The following is a 16957-nucleotide window of genomic DNA, read 5'->3' as shown; positions in this document are numbered from 1 at the left end:
CCGCGCTCCTGGAGGAGGCGGGGGTTTCTTCGTTGCCGCTCAGAGCATCGACACGTGTACGTGATCCTCGTGCGTGCTGGGACCGTGGTAGTTGCTCCAGCCGCGCGTCGGGAACCAGATCTGTTTGTTCCAGATCACGTAGAGGATGCCGAGCGCGTCCGCGTTACGGACCAGGAACGCCATCAGGTCGTTTCCGTACTTCTTCGTGTCCGCGTTGTGGTACTTGGCGAAGCCCGATTTCTGCAGGGACCAGTCGCAGGCCCGGCCCTTGGGATGTTCGAACGGCCCGCCGTTGCGGTGACAGCCGACGAAGCGGTTGAACCCGGCCCTCTTGGTCTCCTTGAGCATGTGCAAGGTGCGCGCGGTGATGCAGCCGCTCGTCGTCGGGTCCTTGACGTTGCAGCCCTGGGGCCCGAAGCCGCCGTCACCGTCGCGCGGCGCGGGCGCGGCCTTCTTGGAGGTGGCGTCGACGAATCCGTTGGTGAGATCGCCACCGACCAGGGCCAGCGCCTTGTCGGCCGCCTCCTTCTGCTTCGCCATCAGCAGCATGTTGGCCTTCTGTGTCTTGACCTCCTGGTCAAGGCGGGCCTTGGTGCGCGAGACCTCGTCGATCGCCTCGTTCAGCTCGTGCAGCTTGTTGTCGTTCAGCGAGTTCATCTCCTCGAGCGAGATCGCTCGGTCGAGGAAGCCGCCGGCGCCGGGGCTGTCGAGCAGGAAGCTGGCGGTGGACAGGCCGCCGTTGCGGTACTGCTGGCCGGCGATCTTGCCGACCTGCGGGATCAGCAGGTCGCGCCTGGCCTCCGCGCTGCGGACCTGGACCGCGAGGCCGAGCTGGGTCGTCGTCGACTTCTTCACCGCGGACTTGGCGGCCAGGTAGCGGCGACCGGTGGAGTCGAGCACGTCGCTGAGGAGCGCGTCCTCCTTGCCCTCATCGGGGGCGGCGGTGCCCCCGGTCTTCTTCGTGCTCTTCGTCGAAGAGCCGTCGGGCTCCGCGGCCGCCGGAGAGGCGGGTGCGACGACCGCGAGGGTCGTGGCGACGAGCGGTGCCAGGGCGAGGATCAGCCACCGGCGTGGGCGTGCCGTCATGCATGTTCCTTCCGTGTCTCCACCGACCGAGTTAGCTGACGGGTTCGGGACGGAAGCGATCCCTACCTTGCCCACCGAGATCGGCGGGTGCGGATTCACCCCGTGGAACTTGGTTCCCCGGCTCGCCCCCGCGGGCGATTAGGTGGTGGCCTGCCGGCACGTTGGGGGCGGTGCCACCTGGCAGGACCGGCGGCTAGTTTACCCGACTATTCGCACCACTTCAGCCTTGTGAACCGGTCAAAAGGCGTTACCACGCAACGACTTTAAGTGACGATGGGCCATAAAGTCACATCGATGTGAGCCGTCGCATTCTCACGGTAGTCGAAATAACGGAATGTATATGAATAGTGGCTCTAAGTGCGAGGGTGGCGAATACGAGATTCGTGGGTATCGTTCCTGTCGGTCGCCGTTACCAAACGGTGATCGCTGCTTAATCGCCCGCGGGCGAGCCGGGGAACCAAATCCCAGGTAGTGGGGTGAATCCGCGTCAGCGGTAGGGATCGCTTCCGTCCCGAACCCGTCAGCTAACCCGGTCGGCGGCCGACGGAAGGATGCGCATGAGGCAGAACTCTGTCCGGAGGCGTTGGACCGCCGCACTGGCGGTGCTGATCGCAGCCGGCGGGCTCGGGGCGACCGCACTGGCCGGGCCGGCCAGCGCCGCGCCGGGGGACAACGGCGACGACGGCGAGGGCGGTTCCAAGTCGTTGATCGAGCAGGTCGAGGCGGCTTCGAAGGGCTACGTCGACGCCAAGGAGGCGCTGGACACCTCGAAGCAGCGCCAGGCGAAGCTGAACACGGCGATCAAGCAGCTGGACGCGCAGCTCGGACCGCAGCAGGCCGCGCTGGACGAGATCGCCGCTCAGACCTACCGCACCGGGCGGCTCGGGCCGATGAGTGCCCTGATCAACGCCTCCGAGGGCGAGTCGGGCGGCATGCTCGACCGGGTGCAGACGCTGGAGACCGTGGCGGTCAAGCAGGACGCCGCGCTGAAGGCGCTCAAGGACACCCGTGAGGGTCAGGCCAAGGCCAAGGCCGCGATCGACCTCGAGATCGCGGACCAGTCGAAGCAGCTGACCGTGATGGCCAAGCGCAAGGCGCAGGCCGAGGGCGCCTTGAAGGCGGCCGGCCAGGGTGCCGACGCCGGGTCACCGGGTGGGAGCAGCGGCGGCAAGAAGGCCAGTCCGGCCGGGAACCTCGGCAGCGGCTGCGTCGACGACCCGACCAGTGGCGGCTGCATCAAGCCGCGCCTGCTGCACGCCTACAACGAGGCGCGCAAGGATGGCTTCACCCGGTACACGCACTGCTTCCGCCAGCAGAGCAGTGGTGAGCATGGGAAGGGCCGGGCCTGCGACTTCGCCGCCGACAAGGGCGGATTCGGCGGCGACGCCACAGGCAGCAGCAAGACGTACGGGAACAACCTGGCGAACTACTTCATCGACAACGCGAGCGCGCTGGGTGTGCTCTACGTGATCTGGTTCCGCCGGATCTGGTTGCCCAGCAGCGGGTGGAAGTCGTACTCCGGAGCGGGCGGCGACCCCTCCAGCGACCACACCAACCACGTGCACCTGTCGGTGAAGTAAGGCACTCCAGGGGGTGCGGGGCCTACTTGCGCATGTAGGCCCCGTACTCCTTCAGTACGTCCTCGGTGGGGCCGTCGGCACGGATCAGGCCCGACTCCAGCCAGATGCTGCGCTCGCAGGTCTCCTGGATCGTCGACTCGCTGTGCGAGACCAGGAAGACCGTCCCGGCCTCGGCGCGCAGGTCTCGGATCCGCTGCTCGCTGCGCCGGCGGAATTTCGAGTCACCGGTGGCCAGCGCCTCGTCGATGAGCAGCACGTCGTGCTTCTTCGCCGCCGAGATGGCGAACCGCAGCCGGGCCGACATGCCGGACGAGTACGTCCGCATCGGCAGCGAGCTGAAGTCGCCGCGCTCGTTGATGCCGGAGAACTCGATGATCTCCGGCACCTTGGCCTTCGCCTCGGCGGGCGACATGCCCATGGCCAGGCAGCCGAGCAGGACGTTGCGCTCGCCGGGCAGGTCGTTCATCAGCACCGCGTTGACGCCCAGCAGCGACGGCTGCCCGGAGGCGTAGACGGCGCCGCGGTCGGCCGGCATCAGCCCGGCGACGGCCCGCAGCATCGTGGACTTGCCGGAGCCGTTGCTGCCCACCATGCCGATGGCCTCGCCCTTGTAGGCCACGAAGCTGACACCCTTGATCGCATGCACCTCGCGGACCTGGGCCGGGTTGGTGCGCGTGACCAGGCGCTTGAAGCTGGCGAGCGGGGAGCCGCTGCCCGCGGCCTGGGCGCCGTGCACGCGGTAGATGATGTGCGCGTCGTCGACGATGACGGTGGGAGTCCGCGTGGGATCGATCTCAACCACGGCCGTAGCCCTTCTCTCCGCGCCAGAAGTAGATGAAGCCGACACTGAACATGACCGTGGCCCAGGCGATCGCCTCGATCCACAGCTGGGTCGGCGGGCTGGCGAGCTTGACGTTCTCCATCAGCGAGTGCCGCATCAGCTCGATGTAGACGAGCATCGGGTTGGCCTCGACCAGGGCGAGCTTCCAGCCGTGCAGGTGATCGGTGAACCGCTGCACCGGGTAGAGCACGGCCGAGCCGTACATCCACACCCGGATGAAGAACGGGACCAGCTGGCGGATGTCGGTCAGCTTGGACCCGAGCCGCGCGCCGAACAGGGCCAGCCCGCAGTTGAACAGCGACAGGCACAGCAGGATCGGCAGGACGAACAACCACTCGAGCGTGATCGGCTCGCCGGTGGCCAGCACGATGATGATCAGCACGCTCATCGAGGCCACCATGTTGCGCAGCTCGATCGCGACGATCGAGATGGGCAACGCGGCTCTCGGGAAGTGCAGGGCGCGGATCAGCCCCAGGTTGGCGTGCACCGAGTTGATCCCGCCGGACACCACGACCTGGGTGAAGCCGAACAGGAAGACCCCGGTGCAGAGGTACGCGATGAAGTTCGAGACATCGCCGCCCTTGGTGTTGAGCAGCACGCCGAAGATCACGTAGTACACCGCGGCGTTCAGGATCGGCGTCAGGACCTGCCAGATCGTGCCGAGGCGGGTCTGGCCGAACGTCGAGGTGATGCGGGCACCGGAGTAGGCCCTGATGAAATGCCGGTAGGCCCAGATCTCCCGGAGGTAGGCCGGGAGGCTCGGCAGTGCGGCGGCCGAATGCAGGCCATGCCGCGCCGCGAACTCCTTGAGCGAGATGCCGGTGCCGGAATCGGCGACCGCCGTCTGTGGCATGAGGTGGCGCTCCGATCTGGTCGGTCCCGCGGATCGCCGGGACCAGGGGGATTTGCGCGACAACACGATAACCAGTATCCACCGACGAAACGCAAGCGTATCGACGTGAGGGTGACGCTAGCCGACCTAACGGCGGAACGCAACCGTTCCGTCGTAGCGCTATAGTCACCCTGTGGCGACAGTCAAGCGTGCACCGGCCGGGGCCGCCGTCCTGCGTGGCGACATCACGGTGGCGATCCGCAACGCGGTGATGAGCGAACTGGCCGAGGTCGGTTACGGCCGCCTCTCCATCGAAGCGGTGGCGCGCCGAGCCGGCGTCGGCAAGACCGCAATCTACCGCCGATGGAGCAACAAGCTGGAGATGGTCCTCGAGATCGTGTCCGATGTCGCAGGCCGGGCCGTCCCGTTGCCCGACACCGGCAGCTTCGCCGGCGACCTCCAGCTGCTGATGTTCATCGTGACCAAGGCGCTGCAGCACCACATGGCCTCGCAGATCATTCCCGACCTGATGGCCGAGGCGTCCCGCAACCCGCAGATCGCCGCGACCCTGCAGAAAGCGCTGCGGACCCACCAGCAGGCGGTCGGCGACAAGCTGGTCGGCCAGGCCGTGGCCCGCGGTGAGCTGCCCGCCGACGCCGACCCGGAGCTGGCCGTCGACCTCATCCTCGGCCCGCTCTACTGGCGGCTCGCGGTCGCCCGCACCGAGCTCTCCGAGGACTACCTGGAAAAGCTGACCGTGGCCGTGCTGGCCGCGTTGCGGAGCAGCTCCGACGACTGATCCGCCGCCGACCACGTGCAGGCGATGGTGATCGGGATCAGCGGCAGGTCCGGGCCGCCGAGATGCCGAAGCCGACCGTGCCGGCGATCACCAACACGGTCAGCAGGCGGAACATCCGGCCGGGCCACAGATCCACGGGATCCAGATCGGCGGGCCGGAGGGTCATATGCGTAGTCAGTTCGTGACGTTCAGTAGATCTAGGACGCTGTGCTGGCAACTGTGGTTGGTGGCCACCCGCGGACCGGCCCAGTGGCTGCCGTACGCGTCGATGGTGTCTCTGTTGTTGGCGTAGTTGCTGTCCGCCTGCCGGCGCAGGTACGCGTTGTACGCCCCGCTGGTGGCCCCGTTCAGCACGCCCAGCCCCCGGATCGCGGCGCCCTTGAAGGAAGCGCCGTCGCCACTGCACCCGGACTCGTTGGGCTCGGTCAGAATCCCGTTCGGGCTCAGATAGGTGCTGGTGGTCATGGCGTCGCCGATCCGCCGGGCGACGGTCAGCGCGTTCGCGTCCCCGGTCAGCCGGTTGAGCTGGACCAGCGCGTTCATCAGCACGCCCTGGTTGTAGGTCCAGGTCACGTCACCGTTGTTGCGGCAGGTGCTGAGGTTGACGCCGTCGTTCACGAGGTTCTGACCGTTGATCATCCCGGTCGTCTGGAACCAGGTCCAGCCGGCCGTGGCCCGGTTGCGGTAGGTGGTGTCGCCCGAGATCCGCTGGGACAGGCCGGCGTTGAGCTGGATGTAGAGGCTGTTCGAGATCGCGTTCTTGTACGTCCTGGCGGTGCTCCACCAGATCCCGCCACCACAGCGGGTGTCCCAGTACGAGAACATGTGGTCGGCGTCCGCCCGGGCGGTGTTCAGGTAGCGGCTGTCGCCGGTCAGGTCGTACGCGGCCAGCCAGGCCAGACCCCACCAGCCGGTGTCGTCCAGGTACTCGTTGCGGAACTGGCCCTGCCGCGAGTTGATGTTCTTGTCGTAGGCGCTCCCGATCGCGTACCGGTAGCTGTTCATGCCGCTGACCCGGGCGTTCTCGATCAGCGCGCTCATCGCGTTGGCGCCGGTCCACCAGCCGTTGGTGTCGAACAGGCCGGTGCCACGGTCGAAGCGCATCATCAGCGCGGTCGCGGCGGCGGTTCGCCGGTCCCAGGCGTTCCAGGTGCTCCGGGTCCACGGCGTGCAGGCGATCTCGGGGCGATCGCCGGCCTTGCCGCAGGCGCGCAGCGCGCCGACGCCGTTGGTGGCCCAGTCGTCGACGTTGAACTGGGTGGTCCGGACCGAGGTGCCACCCGTGGGGATGCGGGTGGCGCCCAGCCGGCTGTTGTCGCCCCAGCCGCGGCCGCCGTCGAAGGAGCGGTCCAGCCACACCTCGTCGGTGGCCTGGCCGCCCTCGACCGTGCCCCACGCCATGGCGTCGGTGTCGTTGAGGTGCACCCGGAAGGTGCGGCCGTAGAGGGTGGCGCTGACCGTGGGGCGGTCGGCGGGGGCGAGAGCCGCGTCGCGGCCGTCGCAGTAGCGGTTGCAGACCGTTGCGGCCTGCGCGGGGGAGGAGGGGATGAGGGGGACGGAGATGAGGCCCGCCGTGACGGTGACGATCGCCAGACGAGCCAGTCTGCGCTTCGGCATAGTTGTAAATAAACCGTAAAGATCGTCACATATCAATGGCTTTGCAATGCGAAAGCAACCTGCGAACCGCTGGCGGCGATTTGACACGTGCCGAAAGAAGGACCATGCGCATCCGCCGTGGCCCCCGCCTCGACACCACCATCCTCGGCGCCACCTCCCTGCTCGCCATCGCCATGGGCGGCGGCACCGGCGTGCAGGCACTGGCCGTCGCCCCGCCACCCGCCGCGGTCACCGAGTCGATGGAGCCGCCGGCCATGGTGGGTTCCTGGCGCAGCGCGGACGGCACGGTCCGACTCGTTCTCAAACCCGATCTCACGTACGACCTGAGCGTCGCGGGCCGGGACCGGAAGGCGCACGGCTCCTACCTCGTGAACGGCGCCGACCTGCGGCTGCACGACGAAGGCGGGTTGCGGACGCCGGGAAGGGTCAGCGAGGACGGTCTGATCGAGATGGCGGGACACGAGCTCTTCCCGGTATAGACATGATGTGATCGATTGGCTGAGCAGCACCGCCTTCACGGCGTTCGGTGTCGGCACCTCGTGGGCGGAGGTGCTCGGCTTCCTGACCGGTCTGGTCAACGTCGGTCTCCTGGTCGTCCGGCACATCGCCAACTGGCCGGTGGGCATCCTCAACGTCCTGCTGCTGATGCTGGTCTTCTGGTCGGCGGGCCTCTACGCCGACGCCGGCCTGCAGATCGTCTACGTGATCCTGGGCTTCTACGGCTGGTGGGCCTGGCTCTACGGCGGCGAGCGGCACACCGAACTGCGGGTGCGCTCCACCACCCGGCGCGAGTGGCTCTGGCTGGCCGTCGCCGGGCTGCTGCTGACCGGCGGCCTCTACCTGTTCCTGGAACACCTGACCGGCTCGACCGTGCCGCTGGCCGACGCGCTGACCACCGCGCTGTCCCTGCTCGCCACCTACGGCCAGACCCGCAAGCTGGTGGAGAGCTGGTGGCTGTGGATCGCCGCCGACCTGATCTACATCCCGCTGTACGGCTACAAGGACCTGTGGCTGACCGCGATCCTCTACGTCGCCTTCCTGACCCTGTGCGTCTTCGGCCTCCGGTCCTGGCGCGCGGCCCGGAGCCAGGTGTGACCTACGCACGGGGTCTGATCGTCGGCAAGTTCTACCCGCCGCACGCCGGGCACCACGCGCTGATCGCCGCCGCCGCGGCCGCCTGCGACCGGGTGATCGTGGTGGTCGCGCCCTCGTCCGGCGAGTCGATCCCGCTCGAGGCCCGGCTGACCTGGCTGCGCGAGGCCCACCCGCCGCACGTCGAGGTGGTCGGCCGGTACGACGACAACCCGGTGGACTACGACGACCCGGAGGCCTGGGACCGGCATGTGGCCGTGTTCCGCGAGACCGCCGGCGTGGACCGGGTCGACGCGGTGTTCTCCTCCGAGCTCTACGGCGACGAGTTGGCCCGGCGGTTCGGCGCGACGCCGGTGACCGTCGACCTGGACCGGGCCCGGGTGCCGGTCTCCGGCACGGCCGTCCGGAACGACCCCGCAGGACACTGGCGTTTCCTCGGCCCCGGCGTGCGGGCGTGGCTGACCCGCCGGGTGATCGTGGTCGGCGCGGAGTCGACCGGCACCACCACGATCGCCCGGGCTCTGGCCCGGCACTACCGGCTGCGCGGCGGTGTCTGGGCGGACACCCGCTGGGTGCCCGAGTCCGGCCGCGAGCTGACCGAGCGCAAGCTGCGGGCCTTGCGGGCGGAGCGGCCGGACGCGGTGGTGGACGACGTCGAGTGGGATCACGACGACTTCGTGACGGTGGCCGGCGAGCAGAACGCCGCCGAGGACCAGGCCGCCCGGGCCGGGTCGCCGGTGCTGTTCGGCGACACCGACGCGCTGGCCACCACCATCTGGGAGGAGCGCTATCTGGGGCGGGGCTCGGTTGCCGTTCGGGAGCGGATGCGCCGGCCCGACCTCTACCTGCTGACCGACCACGAGGGCGTCCCGTTCGTGCAGGACGGGCTGCGCGACGGCGAGGACATCCGGGCGTGGATGACCGGCCGCTTCCGCGCCGAATTGCGTGCTTCGGGCGTACCCCATCGGGTGTTGACCGGAAATCTCGGTGAGCGACTGCGCGCCGCTGTGAGGGCGACCGACGACCTGCTCGCGCAGGGGTGGACCTTCAAACCGCCGCTAAGCCCGCCGGAGTAGCGGCCGAAGCTGGATGCATGCGGAAGACGGTTCTGGTGGTCATGGCAGTGCTCGCGCCGGTGTTCCTGAGCGGCTGCGCGGCACTCGGCTTCGACATGTCGATGGCGCCGAACCCCGAAGCGAGCAGCTCGGCGGGCGGCCCGGTGAGCGACGCCGGCTGGATCGTCGGCGCGACCGGCAGCCCGACGCCCAGCCCGACGCCCACCAAGGGCAACGGCAAGTACGCGGGCGCCTCGCTGCCACCGGTGAAGTTCCTGCCGACGGACAACGGCTCCTGCCCGAAGTCCTCCACGGTCGAGCCGGTGCTGATCCCGATGACGATCACGCCCGGCAAGGGTTCGCTCTCGGTGTCCTGGCCGCGGCAGTACCGCTCCGACTACCGGATCACCGCCATGCCGCAGCCGCTGGTCCTGGGCAAGCAGGCCGACCCGGTGTGGCAGAACGTCGCGCCCGCGGGCGGGTGCACGGTCACCGCCACGATCACCGGTCTCACCAGGGGCACGCCGTACGTGGTGTGGCTGGACGCCCCGAACACCGGTTACTGGAAGGACGGCACCCGGCACGCGTACGCCGGTGAGTCCGGCGTGGTCTACCCGAACTAAGGTCGTCTGGTGGATCAGCCACACTCTGGACCTCGCCTCGCACGTGGCTGATCCACGAGACACGACCTAAGCCGCGATCGTGTTGCGGCCACTCCACTTCGCCGCGTAGAGGCGGTCGTCGACCGCGCGGAACAGCGCCTCGCCGGTCATGCCGTCGGTCAGCTCGGCCATGCCCACGCTGACCGTGAGGCGCACCCCGGCCAGGATCTCCGCGCGGGCCACCGACTGCCGGATGCGCTCGGCCACGTCCCGGGCATGCGCCGCGTCGCCGCGCAGGAAGAGCACGAACTCGTCGCCCGCGTACCGCACCGCCTCGTCGCCGGCCCGGCAGTGGCTCACCAGCAACGTGGCCACCTCGCGCAACACCCGGTCGCCGGCGCTGTGCGAGTACGCGTCGTTGACCGCCTTGAAGTGGTCCAGGTCGACCAGCAGCAGGGCCAGCGGCCGGCCGAGCTCGCCCGCGTCCACCTGGTTCAGCAGCAGATCGAAGCGCCGCCGGTTGCCCAAGCCGGTGAGCGCGTCGCGGCGGCTCTCCCGTTCCGCGTCCGCGCGGGCCGACTCCACCTCCTCGCGCTGCCGCGCCTGGCGCAGCATGCCCACCCGCTGCAGCCGCAACTGCCACAACTCGCGCACCTGGTTGGCAACCGCGGCGAACAGGTCGCGGCTGGGCTGGCCGCCGTCGATGGCGACCGCGGTCAGGCCCATCTCGTAGCGGATGATCGGCCGCTCGTCCGGCGACGGCGGCGAGACGTCGCAGAGCTGGTGGGCGGCCAGGAACTCGCGGCGCGACTCGGCCAGCCGGCCGGAGGCGCGCAGGCTGATGCCCAGCGCCAGATGCGCCATCCGGGCGAACTCCCAGCTCTCACCCTGACGCAGCGGCAGGATCGCGGACTCGGCCAGTTTCTCCGCCACCGCGGTGTCGCCGAGCTTGGCCAGGGCCAGCGCCTGGACCGCTGTCATGCACGGGTCGCCGGGGTGCTGGTCGAGCCAGCGCCGGGTGATCGTCGCGCTGCGCCGCAGCCGGGTGGCCGCCTCGTCGGTGCGGCCGACGTGATCGAGGCGGATGCCCCAGGTGAGCAGGGTGCGCGAGTAGACCAGGTCGAACGAGGTGGTCCGGGAGTGGGCGGCGTCCTGCGCGGTGAGCCGTTCGTACGCCTCGGCGGCGGTCTCGTACATCTGGGCCACGGCGGCGGTCTGCGCGAAGGAGCACATCGCCGACCGGTGGCGGTCGGAGCGTGGGCACAGGTCGAGCAGCAGGCCGGCCCGGGCCAGGCAGCGCATGCCGTCGACGTACCGGCCCTGCAGCACGCGCAGCTGCGCCAGGTCGCACAGCACCTTGGCCTCGGCCACCTCGTTGCCGCTCTGGCGGTGGGTGGCCAGCAGGCGCTCGCCGACCGCGGTGGCCTCGTCGATCCGGCCCATGTCCAGGTACGCGTACATCTTGCCCTGGCGCAGGAAGCCGATGGTCTTCTCGTCGTGCACCGCGCGCGCGATCGCGAGATAGGCGTCGGCCGCCTCGATCGCCTCCGGCGCCCGCCCGGTCGAGGCGAGTATGTGCACTCGCCGAGCAAGAAGTTGGAGTGGGCCGTAAGCGGTTACCGGCACCGGAAGCCGGTCGCCCGGCTCGATCCACTCCGACATGACCCCAGTATCGGCAGTTTGCTGCTCGTGCCAATAGCCGGGACCGAAACGCCTGACTTTTCCGGTTTGTCGAAAGCAACCGTCGCAGCGGCGAAGTTGATCACGTACCGGGCCGAAGGTGCAGGTGAAGGACCGGGAGGGGCCGGTCGAACCAGAACCAGGACGACTGCAAGAACGCGCCTGGCGGACCGGCCGAGACCTGACGCCCTACGAGACCTGCCGCCCGGCGGGACCGGCGGCAATCACGGCCGCCACCCCGATCCGGGCGCCGCCGGAGTAGCTCTCACGGCATCTGGCGGGTGAGCCCGTCGATCAGCATGTCCAGCCCGAACTCGAATCGTTGCCGGCCGTCGCCGCTGGTCAGCGCCTCCGCATTCGCCCTCAGGTGCGGGTAGTGCGAGGCCGGCAGTGACTCGTAGTAGGTCTGGAGCTGGGCGGTCATCTCGACGAAGTACTCGTGCATCCGCTCCGGTGAGTCGTCGAAGCGGTGCAGGTAGATTGAGTTCTCGTACGCGTCCGCGACGATGTAGAGGAACAGCCGGTCGAGCGCCCACCCGGCCTTCCGTGGATCCATGCCGGCGCCCAGCAGCATGCCGAGCATCGCGTCGGAGACGCGCATCGCGTGCGGCCCGGTGGGGATCTGGGCGAGGGCGGCCCGGGCGACGTCGCCGTGCCGCACCATCGCCTCGTATCCGGAGCGGGCCAGTTCCTTGAGCTGTTCCTGCCAGCGGGCCGGGTCGGGCTCGGGGATCGGGATGTCGCGGCAGATCTCGTCGAACATCAGCTGGTGAAGCTCGTCCTTGTTCGCCACGTGGGCGTAGAGGCTGGACGGGCCGGTGCCGAACTCGGTGGCCAGGCGTCGCATGCTCACCGCCTCGAGGCCCTCGGCGGCGACGATGCGCAGGGCGGCCCGGACGATCTGGTCCTGGGTGAGGGGCACTCGGACGGCACGCGCCTTGGGGGAGGGGCGCCAGGGAGGCAGGGGGATCTCCATCACGAACAATGTACTTGACGCGAACGGTGTTCGACTATAGAACGGTGTTCGGAATCCGCGAACACTGTTCGAAAGGTCGGGGACATGCAAGCCGAAGCGCTTCTCGAGAAGGCACCCACGCCGTACCGATGGCGCTGGGTCGCGCTCTTCGTGATCCTGGCCGTCGAGGTCATGGACCTGCTGGACGCACTGGTCACCTCGATCGCCGGGCCGGTGATCCGGGCCGAGATCGGCGGGTCGTACTCGCTGATCCAGTGGCTCGGCGCCGCGTACACCCTGTCCATGGCGATCGGTCTGCTCACCGGCGGGCGGCTCGGCGACATCTTCGGCCGGCGCCGGATGTTCGTCATCGGCGCGGTCGGCTTCACCGCCGCCTCGATGCTCTGCGCGCTCTCCTGGAGCCCGGGCGTGCTGATCGGCGCCCGCGCCATCCAGGGCCTGTTCGGCGCGCTCATGCTGCCGCAGGGCCTGGGCATGATCCGCCAGATGTTCTCGCCGTCCGAGCAGGCCAAGGCGTTCGGCTCGTTCGGGCCGGTGATGGGCCTGGGCGCGGTGGGCGGGCCGATCCTGGCCGGCTGGCTGGTCGACGCCGACTACTTCGGCGCCGGGTGGCGGATGATCTTCTTCATCAACCTGCCCCTGGGCCTGTTCGCCATCATCGGAGCGTTCAAGTTCCTCCCCGAGTTCAAGTCCGAGCGCTCCCTGCGGCTCGACCTGGCCGGTGTGGTGCTCGCCGGCGTCGGCGGGTTCCTGCTTCTCTACCCGCTGGTGCAGGGCCGTGAGCTGGACTGGCCGGTCTGGGTGTTCGTGATGCTGGCCGCCGGCGTGGTGGTGTTCGGCCTGTTCGGGATCTACGAGAACCGCCGGGACAAGCGCGGCCTCGACCCGCTGGTCACGCCGAGCCTGTTCGGCAAGCGTGCGTTCACCGGTGGCCTGGCCGTCGGCATGGCCTTCTTCGGGGCGCTGATCGGCACCGGCCTGATCTTCACCCTCTACCTGCAGGTCGGGCTCGGGTTCTCGCCGCTGAAGGCCGGTCTGACCACGCTGCCGCAGGCGGTGGGCATGATCGCCGGATTCGTCGCGGCCGGGTCGGGGCTGACCGAGCGGCTGGGCCGCAAGCTGCTGCTGCTCGGCACGATCGTGATGATGGCGGGTACGGCGGGCGTCGCCGTGACCGTGGCACTGACCGGGTCCGACCTCACGCCGTGGCACCTGATTCCGGGCCTGCTGCCGCTCGGCATCGGGATGGGCCTGGCGATGGCACCGTTCTTCAACATCGTGCTGGCCGGCGTCGACGACGAGGAGACCGGGTCGGCCTCCGGCGCGCTCACCTCGGTGCAGCAGCTCGGTGGCGCGTTCGGCATCGCGTTGCTCGGCACGGTCTTCTTCGGCCTGCTGCCGGGGTCGGTCACCTCGCACGTCGACGACTCCGCGGCGAAGCTGACCGCGGTGTTCGCCGAGGCCGGCGTGCCCGCCGGTCAGCAGCCGGCCGTGGCCGCCGCCGTCCGGGCCTGCCTGCACGACCGGGCGGCCGAGGACGACCCGGACGTGCGGCCGGCGTCCTGCGAGTCTCAGGGTCAGGCCGCCCCCGCGGGCCTGGCCGAGTTCTCCCAGGGTGTCGTCACGGACGCCTTCCGCGACTCGACCGTTCTCAGCCTAGGCGTGGCTTTCCTGATGCAGCTGCTGGCGTTCGCCCTGGCGTTCCTGCTGCCGCGGGAGGCCCGTGCCGACGCCGGCCATTGAGAGGACCCGGCCCGAGTCGTCGTCGGACGGCGGCACGGGCCGGTCCACCGTCTTGTGCAGGCGTCGCGATGAGCGTCGCATCAGCCGCCACGCCATCAGCCCGGCGGCGATCACGCCGAGGCCGCAGTGCACGAGCAGGACGCCCATCAGGGTGGGGCCGCCCCAGTCGTGCTGGTAGGTCGAGGGATCGTTGAGGTCGATCACGAACGGCTCAAGGATGGCCCGGCCGACGAAGTAGGCACCGGTGAACCACAGGAGAGCACCGCCGATTCGCTTCATGCGGACAAATCTAGGGCCGCCCGTGCCCAGCGAGGGTGGTGCTAACACCACCAGATCCCCTGAGATCTCCCCTAGATGGTGGGTAGGCCGGCGGCCTTCCACGCGGCGAATCCGCCGGCCAGGTCGGTGGCCCGGTGCAGGCCGAGGTCCTGCAGCGAGGCGGCCGCCAGAGAGCTGGTGTAGCCCTCCTGGCAGGTGATGATCACCTCGAGGTCGTACCGGGTGGCGAAGCCGAGGCGCGCGTCGCTGCGGGGGTCGAGGCGCCACTCCAGGACGTTGCGCTCGATGATCAGCGCTCCGGGGATCTCGCCGTTCGCGGCCCGCTGGGCGGCGGGACGGATGTCGATCAGGACGGCGCCCCGCTCGACCGCGGCGAAGGTCTCCTCGGGCGTGACTCGCCGCAGCCGCCTGCGGGCCGCCGCGAGCAGGTCGTCGATGCCGGTCGAGCCGGGCGGCGGCGGTACGAACGCCGGTGCGGTACGAAGCAGAGCGGTCACCACTGCACCCCGGCCTTCTCGACGGTCTCCACGGTCAGGCCGCCGGCGCCGATCCGGTAGCGCGTCATCGTGGTGAGCGCCGGGCCGTAGGCGTGGATGCTGATCGCGGGCCGGTTCGACCGGTTGACGATGCGGTGGATGTGCTGGGTGCCGAACCGCCGGCCGGCGCCCTCGCTGAGCTCACGGCCGGTGATCCGGGGTGGCCCGCCCGCCGGTTGGGCGACGGTGTCCTCGGTGAGCGTGCCGGAGTGGATGTGGAAGGCCCCCGCCGAGCCGCCGTGGTCGTGCAGGTCGGTGCCCTGCCCGGGCAGCCAGGTCAGCAGCCACACCTCGAAGTCGTCGGCGATGTGCAGGCGGTGGTACCAGCGTTCGGACGGGTTGAACCGCGGCGCGACCGGCCACGCCGACGGGTCGGCGGCGAACTGCCGGGCGATGGAGAGGTGGTCGAGGCGGACGTCGACGGCGGTCACGGAGAGCTCCTCGGTTTGCATATATTGCCTATCAGTTCTATAGGTTTACCGCGATACGGCGATCAAGGCTACGCAGACGCGCGGATGTGTTGCCGGAAATCCGGCTCGACGGGTGGGAAATCTGCGAAGAGAGACGCTGGTCAGCGCGGACAGCGTGCGCTGGCGCAGCGCGCCAGGTCGATCGCCAGGCGGGCGGTGAGGAGGAGGCCCTGCCGAATCATGCGTTCATGGTCGTCGCCGCCAAGAACCTTGGTCAATCCCGGTACCACGATGTGAGAGACGGAGTGAAGCGGGCCACGATCAGGTCGGGAATCGTCCCGTCACCGTCGGCGGCGGTCCAGCGCAACGCGTACGACCGCCCGCCGCCCAGGTCGAGCAGGATCCGGCGTTCCTCCAGCCGCGGCCCGGACGGCGGCTGCCAGCTGTACCGCCAGTCCGCCCCGCCGGCCTTCAGGTCCAGCGCGCGGATCCCGCCGGCGCGGTAGCCGGGCAGCTCCGCGCCGGCCAGCGCGGAACTCTCCGCCTGCCGCCACGTCGTGACCGGATCGGCCGGCGTCGCGCCGGCCCGGCGTACGCGTAACGAGCGCACGCTCCCCGGATCGCGGAAGCAGACCTCCGAGCCGTCGGACGCGACGGTCCAGCCGGGCGGCAGCGCCAGGCCGAAGCCGAGGGGATCCTCGTGCCAGACCCAGCCGGGTGGCGTCTGCCCGCGAGGGGCCGCCGGATCGAGGTAGGAGCCGGCCACGGCCCGGTCGTCGCAGATGTCGGCCGGACTCACCGCGGCCGGCGGCGGCTCGGAGACCACCGCGTCCCGGGCGAGGGCCGTCCCGGCGGTTCCGGCCAGCAGGACCGCGGCCACCGCCACGCTGATCCGGGTGCTGCGGGCCAGTCGCCGCCGCGCCGCCGGGGGCACCGGGAAGACGCCCATCGTGCGCTCGGCGACCCGGTGCAGCAACGGCTCCGCCTCGGCCGCGGTCAGGCGGTCCGCCGGGTCCGCCGCCAGCAGCCTCGCGATGACCGGGGTGAGCGGCCCGGGCCGGGACGGCGCGTCCGGCGGGCCGGTGAGCACGGCGTGCATCGAACCGAGCGCGGTCTCCCGGGCGAACGGCGAGCCGCCCTCCACCGCCGCGTGCAGGGTCACGCCCAGCGACCACAGATCGGTGGCCGGTCCGGGCGTCTCGCCCCGGATCCGTTCGGGGGCGAGGTACTGCGGCGACCCGACCGCCGGGTCCGGTCCGGAACTGTCCACCGTGGCCAGTCCGAAGTCCGTGAGCATCACCCGGCCGTTGTCGGCGAGCAGCACGTTGTGCGGCTTGACGTCGCCGTGCAGGACGCCGGCAGCGTGCGCGGCCCGGAGTGCCCGCAGGACGCCGAGGCCGATCCGCGCCGCCTCACGATGGGTGACCGGCGCGGCCTGGTGGAGGGAGCGGGAGGGCACGTACTCCATGACGATCCAGCAACGGTCCGCTTCCCGGATGACGTCGTAGACGCGGACCACGCCGGGATGGTCGAGACGCGCGGCCGCCCGGGCCTCGCGCATGACGGCGGCCGAGAAGAACCCGATCTCCTTGATCGCGACCGGCCGGTCCAGCAGCTCGTCGGTGGCCAGGAAGACGCGGCCCATCCCGCCCGCGCCGATCAGGTCGCGCAGGCGGTACCGGCCGTTGACGAGGTCGTCCACGCAGGTGCTTCGGAGCCGCGGCGCCAGCGGTTTGCCGACGGTTGTGACGACATATTTGTCGCCGATGATCTGGTCCCTATCGATGTAATGGACATGTCCGGAAAGGATCGCTAATTGCTTATGTGGA

At 69.8% G+C, this 16957-nt stretch carries 18 protein-coding genes and 2 riboswitches; of the genes, 7 read left to right on the top strand and 11 right to left on the bottom strand.

Annotation, left to right across the window (positions count from 1 at the left end; all coding sequences use genetic code 11):
- Positions 1-39: 39 nt before the first annotated feature.
- Positions 40-1086, bottom strand: coding sequence for a coiled-coil domain-containing protein (locus tag QSK31_RS26815; RefSeq protein ID WP_285687116.1), 1047 nt, complete (start codon positions 1084-1086; stop codon positions 40-42).
- A 3-nt stretch (positions 1087-1089) separates the two neighbouring features.
- Positions 1090-1241, bottom strand: a riboswitch (cyclic di-AMP (ydaO/yuaA leader).
- A gap of 262 nt (positions 1242-1503) precedes the next feature.
- A riboswitch (cyclic di-AMP (ydaO/yuaA leader) is annotated at positions 1504-1641 on the top strand.
- A gap of 2 nt (positions 1642-1643) precedes the next feature.
- Here QSK31_RS26815 and QSK31_RS26810 point away from each other — a divergent pair.
- Positions 1644-2666: a coiled-coil domain-containing protein gene (locus tag QSK31_RS26810; protein ID WP_285687115.1), complete on the top strand. Its 1023-nt coding sequence runs from the start codon at positions 1644-1646 to the stop codon at positions 2664-2666.
- A gap of 22 nt (positions 2667-2688) precedes the next feature.
- Here the strand turns inward: QSK31_RS26810 and QSK31_RS26805 are convergent, their stop codons facing one another.
- Positions 2689-3468, bottom strand: a complete 780-nt coding sequence (locus QSK31_RS26805; RefSeq protein WP_502873011.1) for an ABC transporter ATP-binding protein — start codon at positions 3466-3468, stop codon at positions 2689-2691.
- On the bottom strand, positions 3461-4360 hold the full coding sequence (locus QSK31_RS26800; RefSeq protein WP_285687113.1) for an ABC transporter permease: 900 nt from the start codon (positions 4358-4360) through the stop codon (positions 3461-3463). The genes QSK31_RS26805 and QSK31_RS26800 overlap by 8 nt, the downstream gene beginning before the upstream one ends.
- 172 nt (positions 4361-4532) lie before the next feature.
- On the opposite strand from QSK31_RS26800, the gene QSK31_RS26795 reads away from it, so the two are divergent.
- On the top strand, positions 4533-5138 hold the full coding sequence (locus tag QSK31_RS26795) for a TetR/AcrR family transcriptional regulator (protein ID WP_285687112.1): 606 nt from the start codon (positions 4533-4535) through the stop codon (positions 5136-5138).
- Positions 5139-5175: 37 nt separating this feature from the next.
- Here the strand turns inward: QSK31_RS26795 and QSK31_RS26790 are convergent, their stop codons facing one another.
- Entirely contained in the window at positions 5176-5304 is a 129-nt protein-coding gene (locus tag QSK31_RS26790; RefSeq protein WP_285687111.1) for a hypothetical protein, read from the bottom strand.
- An 8-nt stretch (positions 5305-5312) separates the two neighbouring features.
- Positions 5313-6755 (bottom strand): glycoside hydrolase family 76 protein, encoded by a 1443-nt coding sequence (locus QSK31_RS26785; RefSeq protein ID WP_285687110.1) that lies wholly within the window; start codon positions 6753-6755, stop codon positions 5313-5315.
- A 104-nt stretch (positions 6756-6859) separates the two neighbouring features.
- Here QSK31_RS26785 and QSK31_RS26780 point away from each other — a divergent pair, with 104 nt between their 5' ends.
- From QSK31_RS26780 to QSK31_RS26765, 4 genes are read left to right on the top strand one after another with little or no spacing between them, the layout of a single operon-like run.
- Complete coding sequence (locus QSK31_RS26780) at positions 6860-7234, top strand: Atu4866 domain-containing protein (RefSeq protein ID WP_285687109.1); 375 nt, start codon at positions 6860-6862, stop codon at positions 7232-7234.
- 7 nt (positions 7235-7241) lie between these two features.
- Positions 7242-7850, top strand: coding sequence for a nicotinamide riboside transporter PnuC (gene pnuC, locus QSK31_RS26775; RefSeq protein ID WP_285687108.1), 609 nt, complete (start codon positions 7242-7244; stop codon positions 7848-7850).
- Entirely contained in the window at positions 7847-8923 is a 1077-nt protein-coding gene (locus QSK31_RS26770) for an AAA family ATPase (protein ID WP_285687107.1), read from the top strand. The genes pnuC and QSK31_RS26770 overlap by 4 nt, the downstream gene beginning before the upstream one ends.
- 17 nt (positions 8924-8940) lie before the next feature.
- Positions 8941-9525 carry a fibronectin type III domain-containing protein gene (locus tag QSK31_RS26765; RefSeq protein WP_285687106.1) on the top strand — a complete coding sequence of 195 codons (585 nt, stop codon included), beginning with the start codon at positions 8941-8943 and terminating at the stop codon, positions 9523-9525.
- A gap of 66 nt (positions 9526-9591) precedes the next feature.
- Here the strand turns inward: QSK31_RS26765 and QSK31_RS26760 are convergent, their stop codons facing one another.
- Complete coding sequence (locus tag QSK31_RS26760; protein ID WP_285687105.1) at positions 9592-11166, bottom strand: GGDEF domain-containing protein; 1575 nt, start codon at positions 11164-11166, stop codon at positions 9592-9594.
- Between the two features lie 283 nt (positions 11167-11449).
- Positions 11450-12160, bottom strand: a complete 711-nt coding sequence (locus QSK31_RS26755; RefSeq protein WP_285687104.1) for a TetR/AcrR family transcriptional regulator — start codon at positions 12158-12160, stop codon at positions 11450-11452.
- Between the two features lie 84 nt (positions 12161-12244).
- Here QSK31_RS26755 and QSK31_RS26750 point away from each other — a divergent pair, with 84 nt between their 5' ends.
- On the top strand, positions 12245-13903 hold the full coding sequence (locus QSK31_RS26750) for an MFS transporter (RefSeq protein WP_285687103.1): 1659 nt from the start codon (positions 12245-12247) through the stop codon (positions 13901-13903).
- Here the strand turns inward: QSK31_RS26750 and QSK31_RS26745 are convergent.
- The 4 genes from QSK31_RS26745 to QSK31_RS26730 form a co-directional block, all read right to left on the bottom strand.
- On the bottom strand, positions 13817-14182 hold the full coding sequence (locus tag QSK31_RS26745; RefSeq protein ID WP_285687102.1) for a hypothetical protein: 366 nt from the start codon (positions 14180-14182) through the stop codon (positions 13817-13819). The two genes, QSK31_RS26750 and QSK31_RS26745, sit on opposite strands and share 87 nt — an antisense overlap.
- A gap of 71 nt (positions 14183-14253) precedes the next feature.
- Entirely contained in the window at positions 14254-14679 is a 426-nt protein-coding gene (locus tag QSK31_RS26740) for a rhodanese-like domain-containing protein (RefSeq protein WP_285687101.1), read from the bottom strand.
- A complete protein-coding gene (locus tag QSK31_RS26735; protein ID WP_285687100.1) occupies positions 14676-15149 on the bottom strand; it encodes a cysteine dioxygenase in 474 nt (157 codons plus the stop codon). The genes QSK31_RS26740 and QSK31_RS26735 overlap by 4 nt, the downstream gene beginning before the upstream one ends.
- Before the next feature lie 253 nt (positions 15150-15402).
- Positions 15403-16830, bottom strand: coding sequence for a serine/threonine-protein kinase (locus QSK31_RS26730; RefSeq protein WP_285687099.1), 1428 nt, complete (start codon positions 16828-16830; stop codon positions 15403-15405).
- Between the last annotated feature and the right edge of the window lie 127 nt (positions 16831-16957).

It is taken from the genome of Actinoplanes sp. NBRC 103695, from assembly GCF_030269485.1.
Taxonomy (GTDB): Bacteria; Actinomycetota; Actinomycetes; order Mycobacteriales; family Micromonosporaceae; genus Actinoplanes.
This window is presented reverse-complemented; position numbering and strand designations above follow the sequence as displayed.

Coding starts and splice junctions, on each gene's coding strand:
- QSK31_RS26815 (WP_285687116.1), bottom strand. CDS start 1,086: ATGACGGCACGCCCACGCCGGTGGCTGATCCTCGCCCTGGCACCGCTC.
- QSK31_RS26810 (WP_285687115.1), top strand. CDS start 1,644: ATGAGGCAGAACTCTGTCCGGAGGCGTTGGACCGCCGCACTGGCGGTG.
- QSK31_RS26800 (WP_285687113.1), bottom strand. CDS start 4,360: ATGCCACAGACGGCGGTCGCCGATTCCGGCACCGGCATCTCGCTCAAG.
- QSK31_RS26790 (WP_285687111.1), bottom strand. CDS start 5,304: ATGACCCTCCGGCCCGCCGATCTGGATCCCGTGGATCTGTGGCCCGGC.
- QSK31_RS26785 (WP_285687110.1), bottom strand. CDS start 6,755: ATGCCGAAGCGCAGACTGGCTCGTCTGGCGATCGTCACCGTCACGGCG.
- QSK31_RS26780 (WP_285687109.1), top strand. CDS start 6,860: ATGCGCATCCGCCGTGGCCCCCGCCTCGACACCACCATCCTCGGCGCC.
- QSK31_RS26765 (WP_285687106.1), top strand. CDS start 8,941: ATGCGGAAGACGGTTCTGGTGGTCATGGCAGTGCTCGCGCCGGTGTTC.
- QSK31_RS26760 (WP_285687105.1), bottom strand. CDS start 11,166: ATGTCGGAGTGGATCGAGCCGGGCGACCGGCTTCCGGTGCCGGTAACC.
- QSK31_RS26755 (WP_285687104.1), bottom strand. CDS start 12,160: ATGGAGATCCCCCTGCCTCCCTGGCGCCCCTCCCCCAAGGCGCGTGCC.
- QSK31_RS26750 (WP_285687103.1), top strand. CDS start 12,245: ATGCAAGCCGAAGCGCTTCTCGAGAAGGCACCCACGCCGTACCGATGG.
- QSK31_RS26745 (WP_285687102.1), bottom strand. CDS start 14,182: ATGAAGCGAATCGGCGGTGCTCTCCTGTGGTTCACCGGTGCCTACTTC.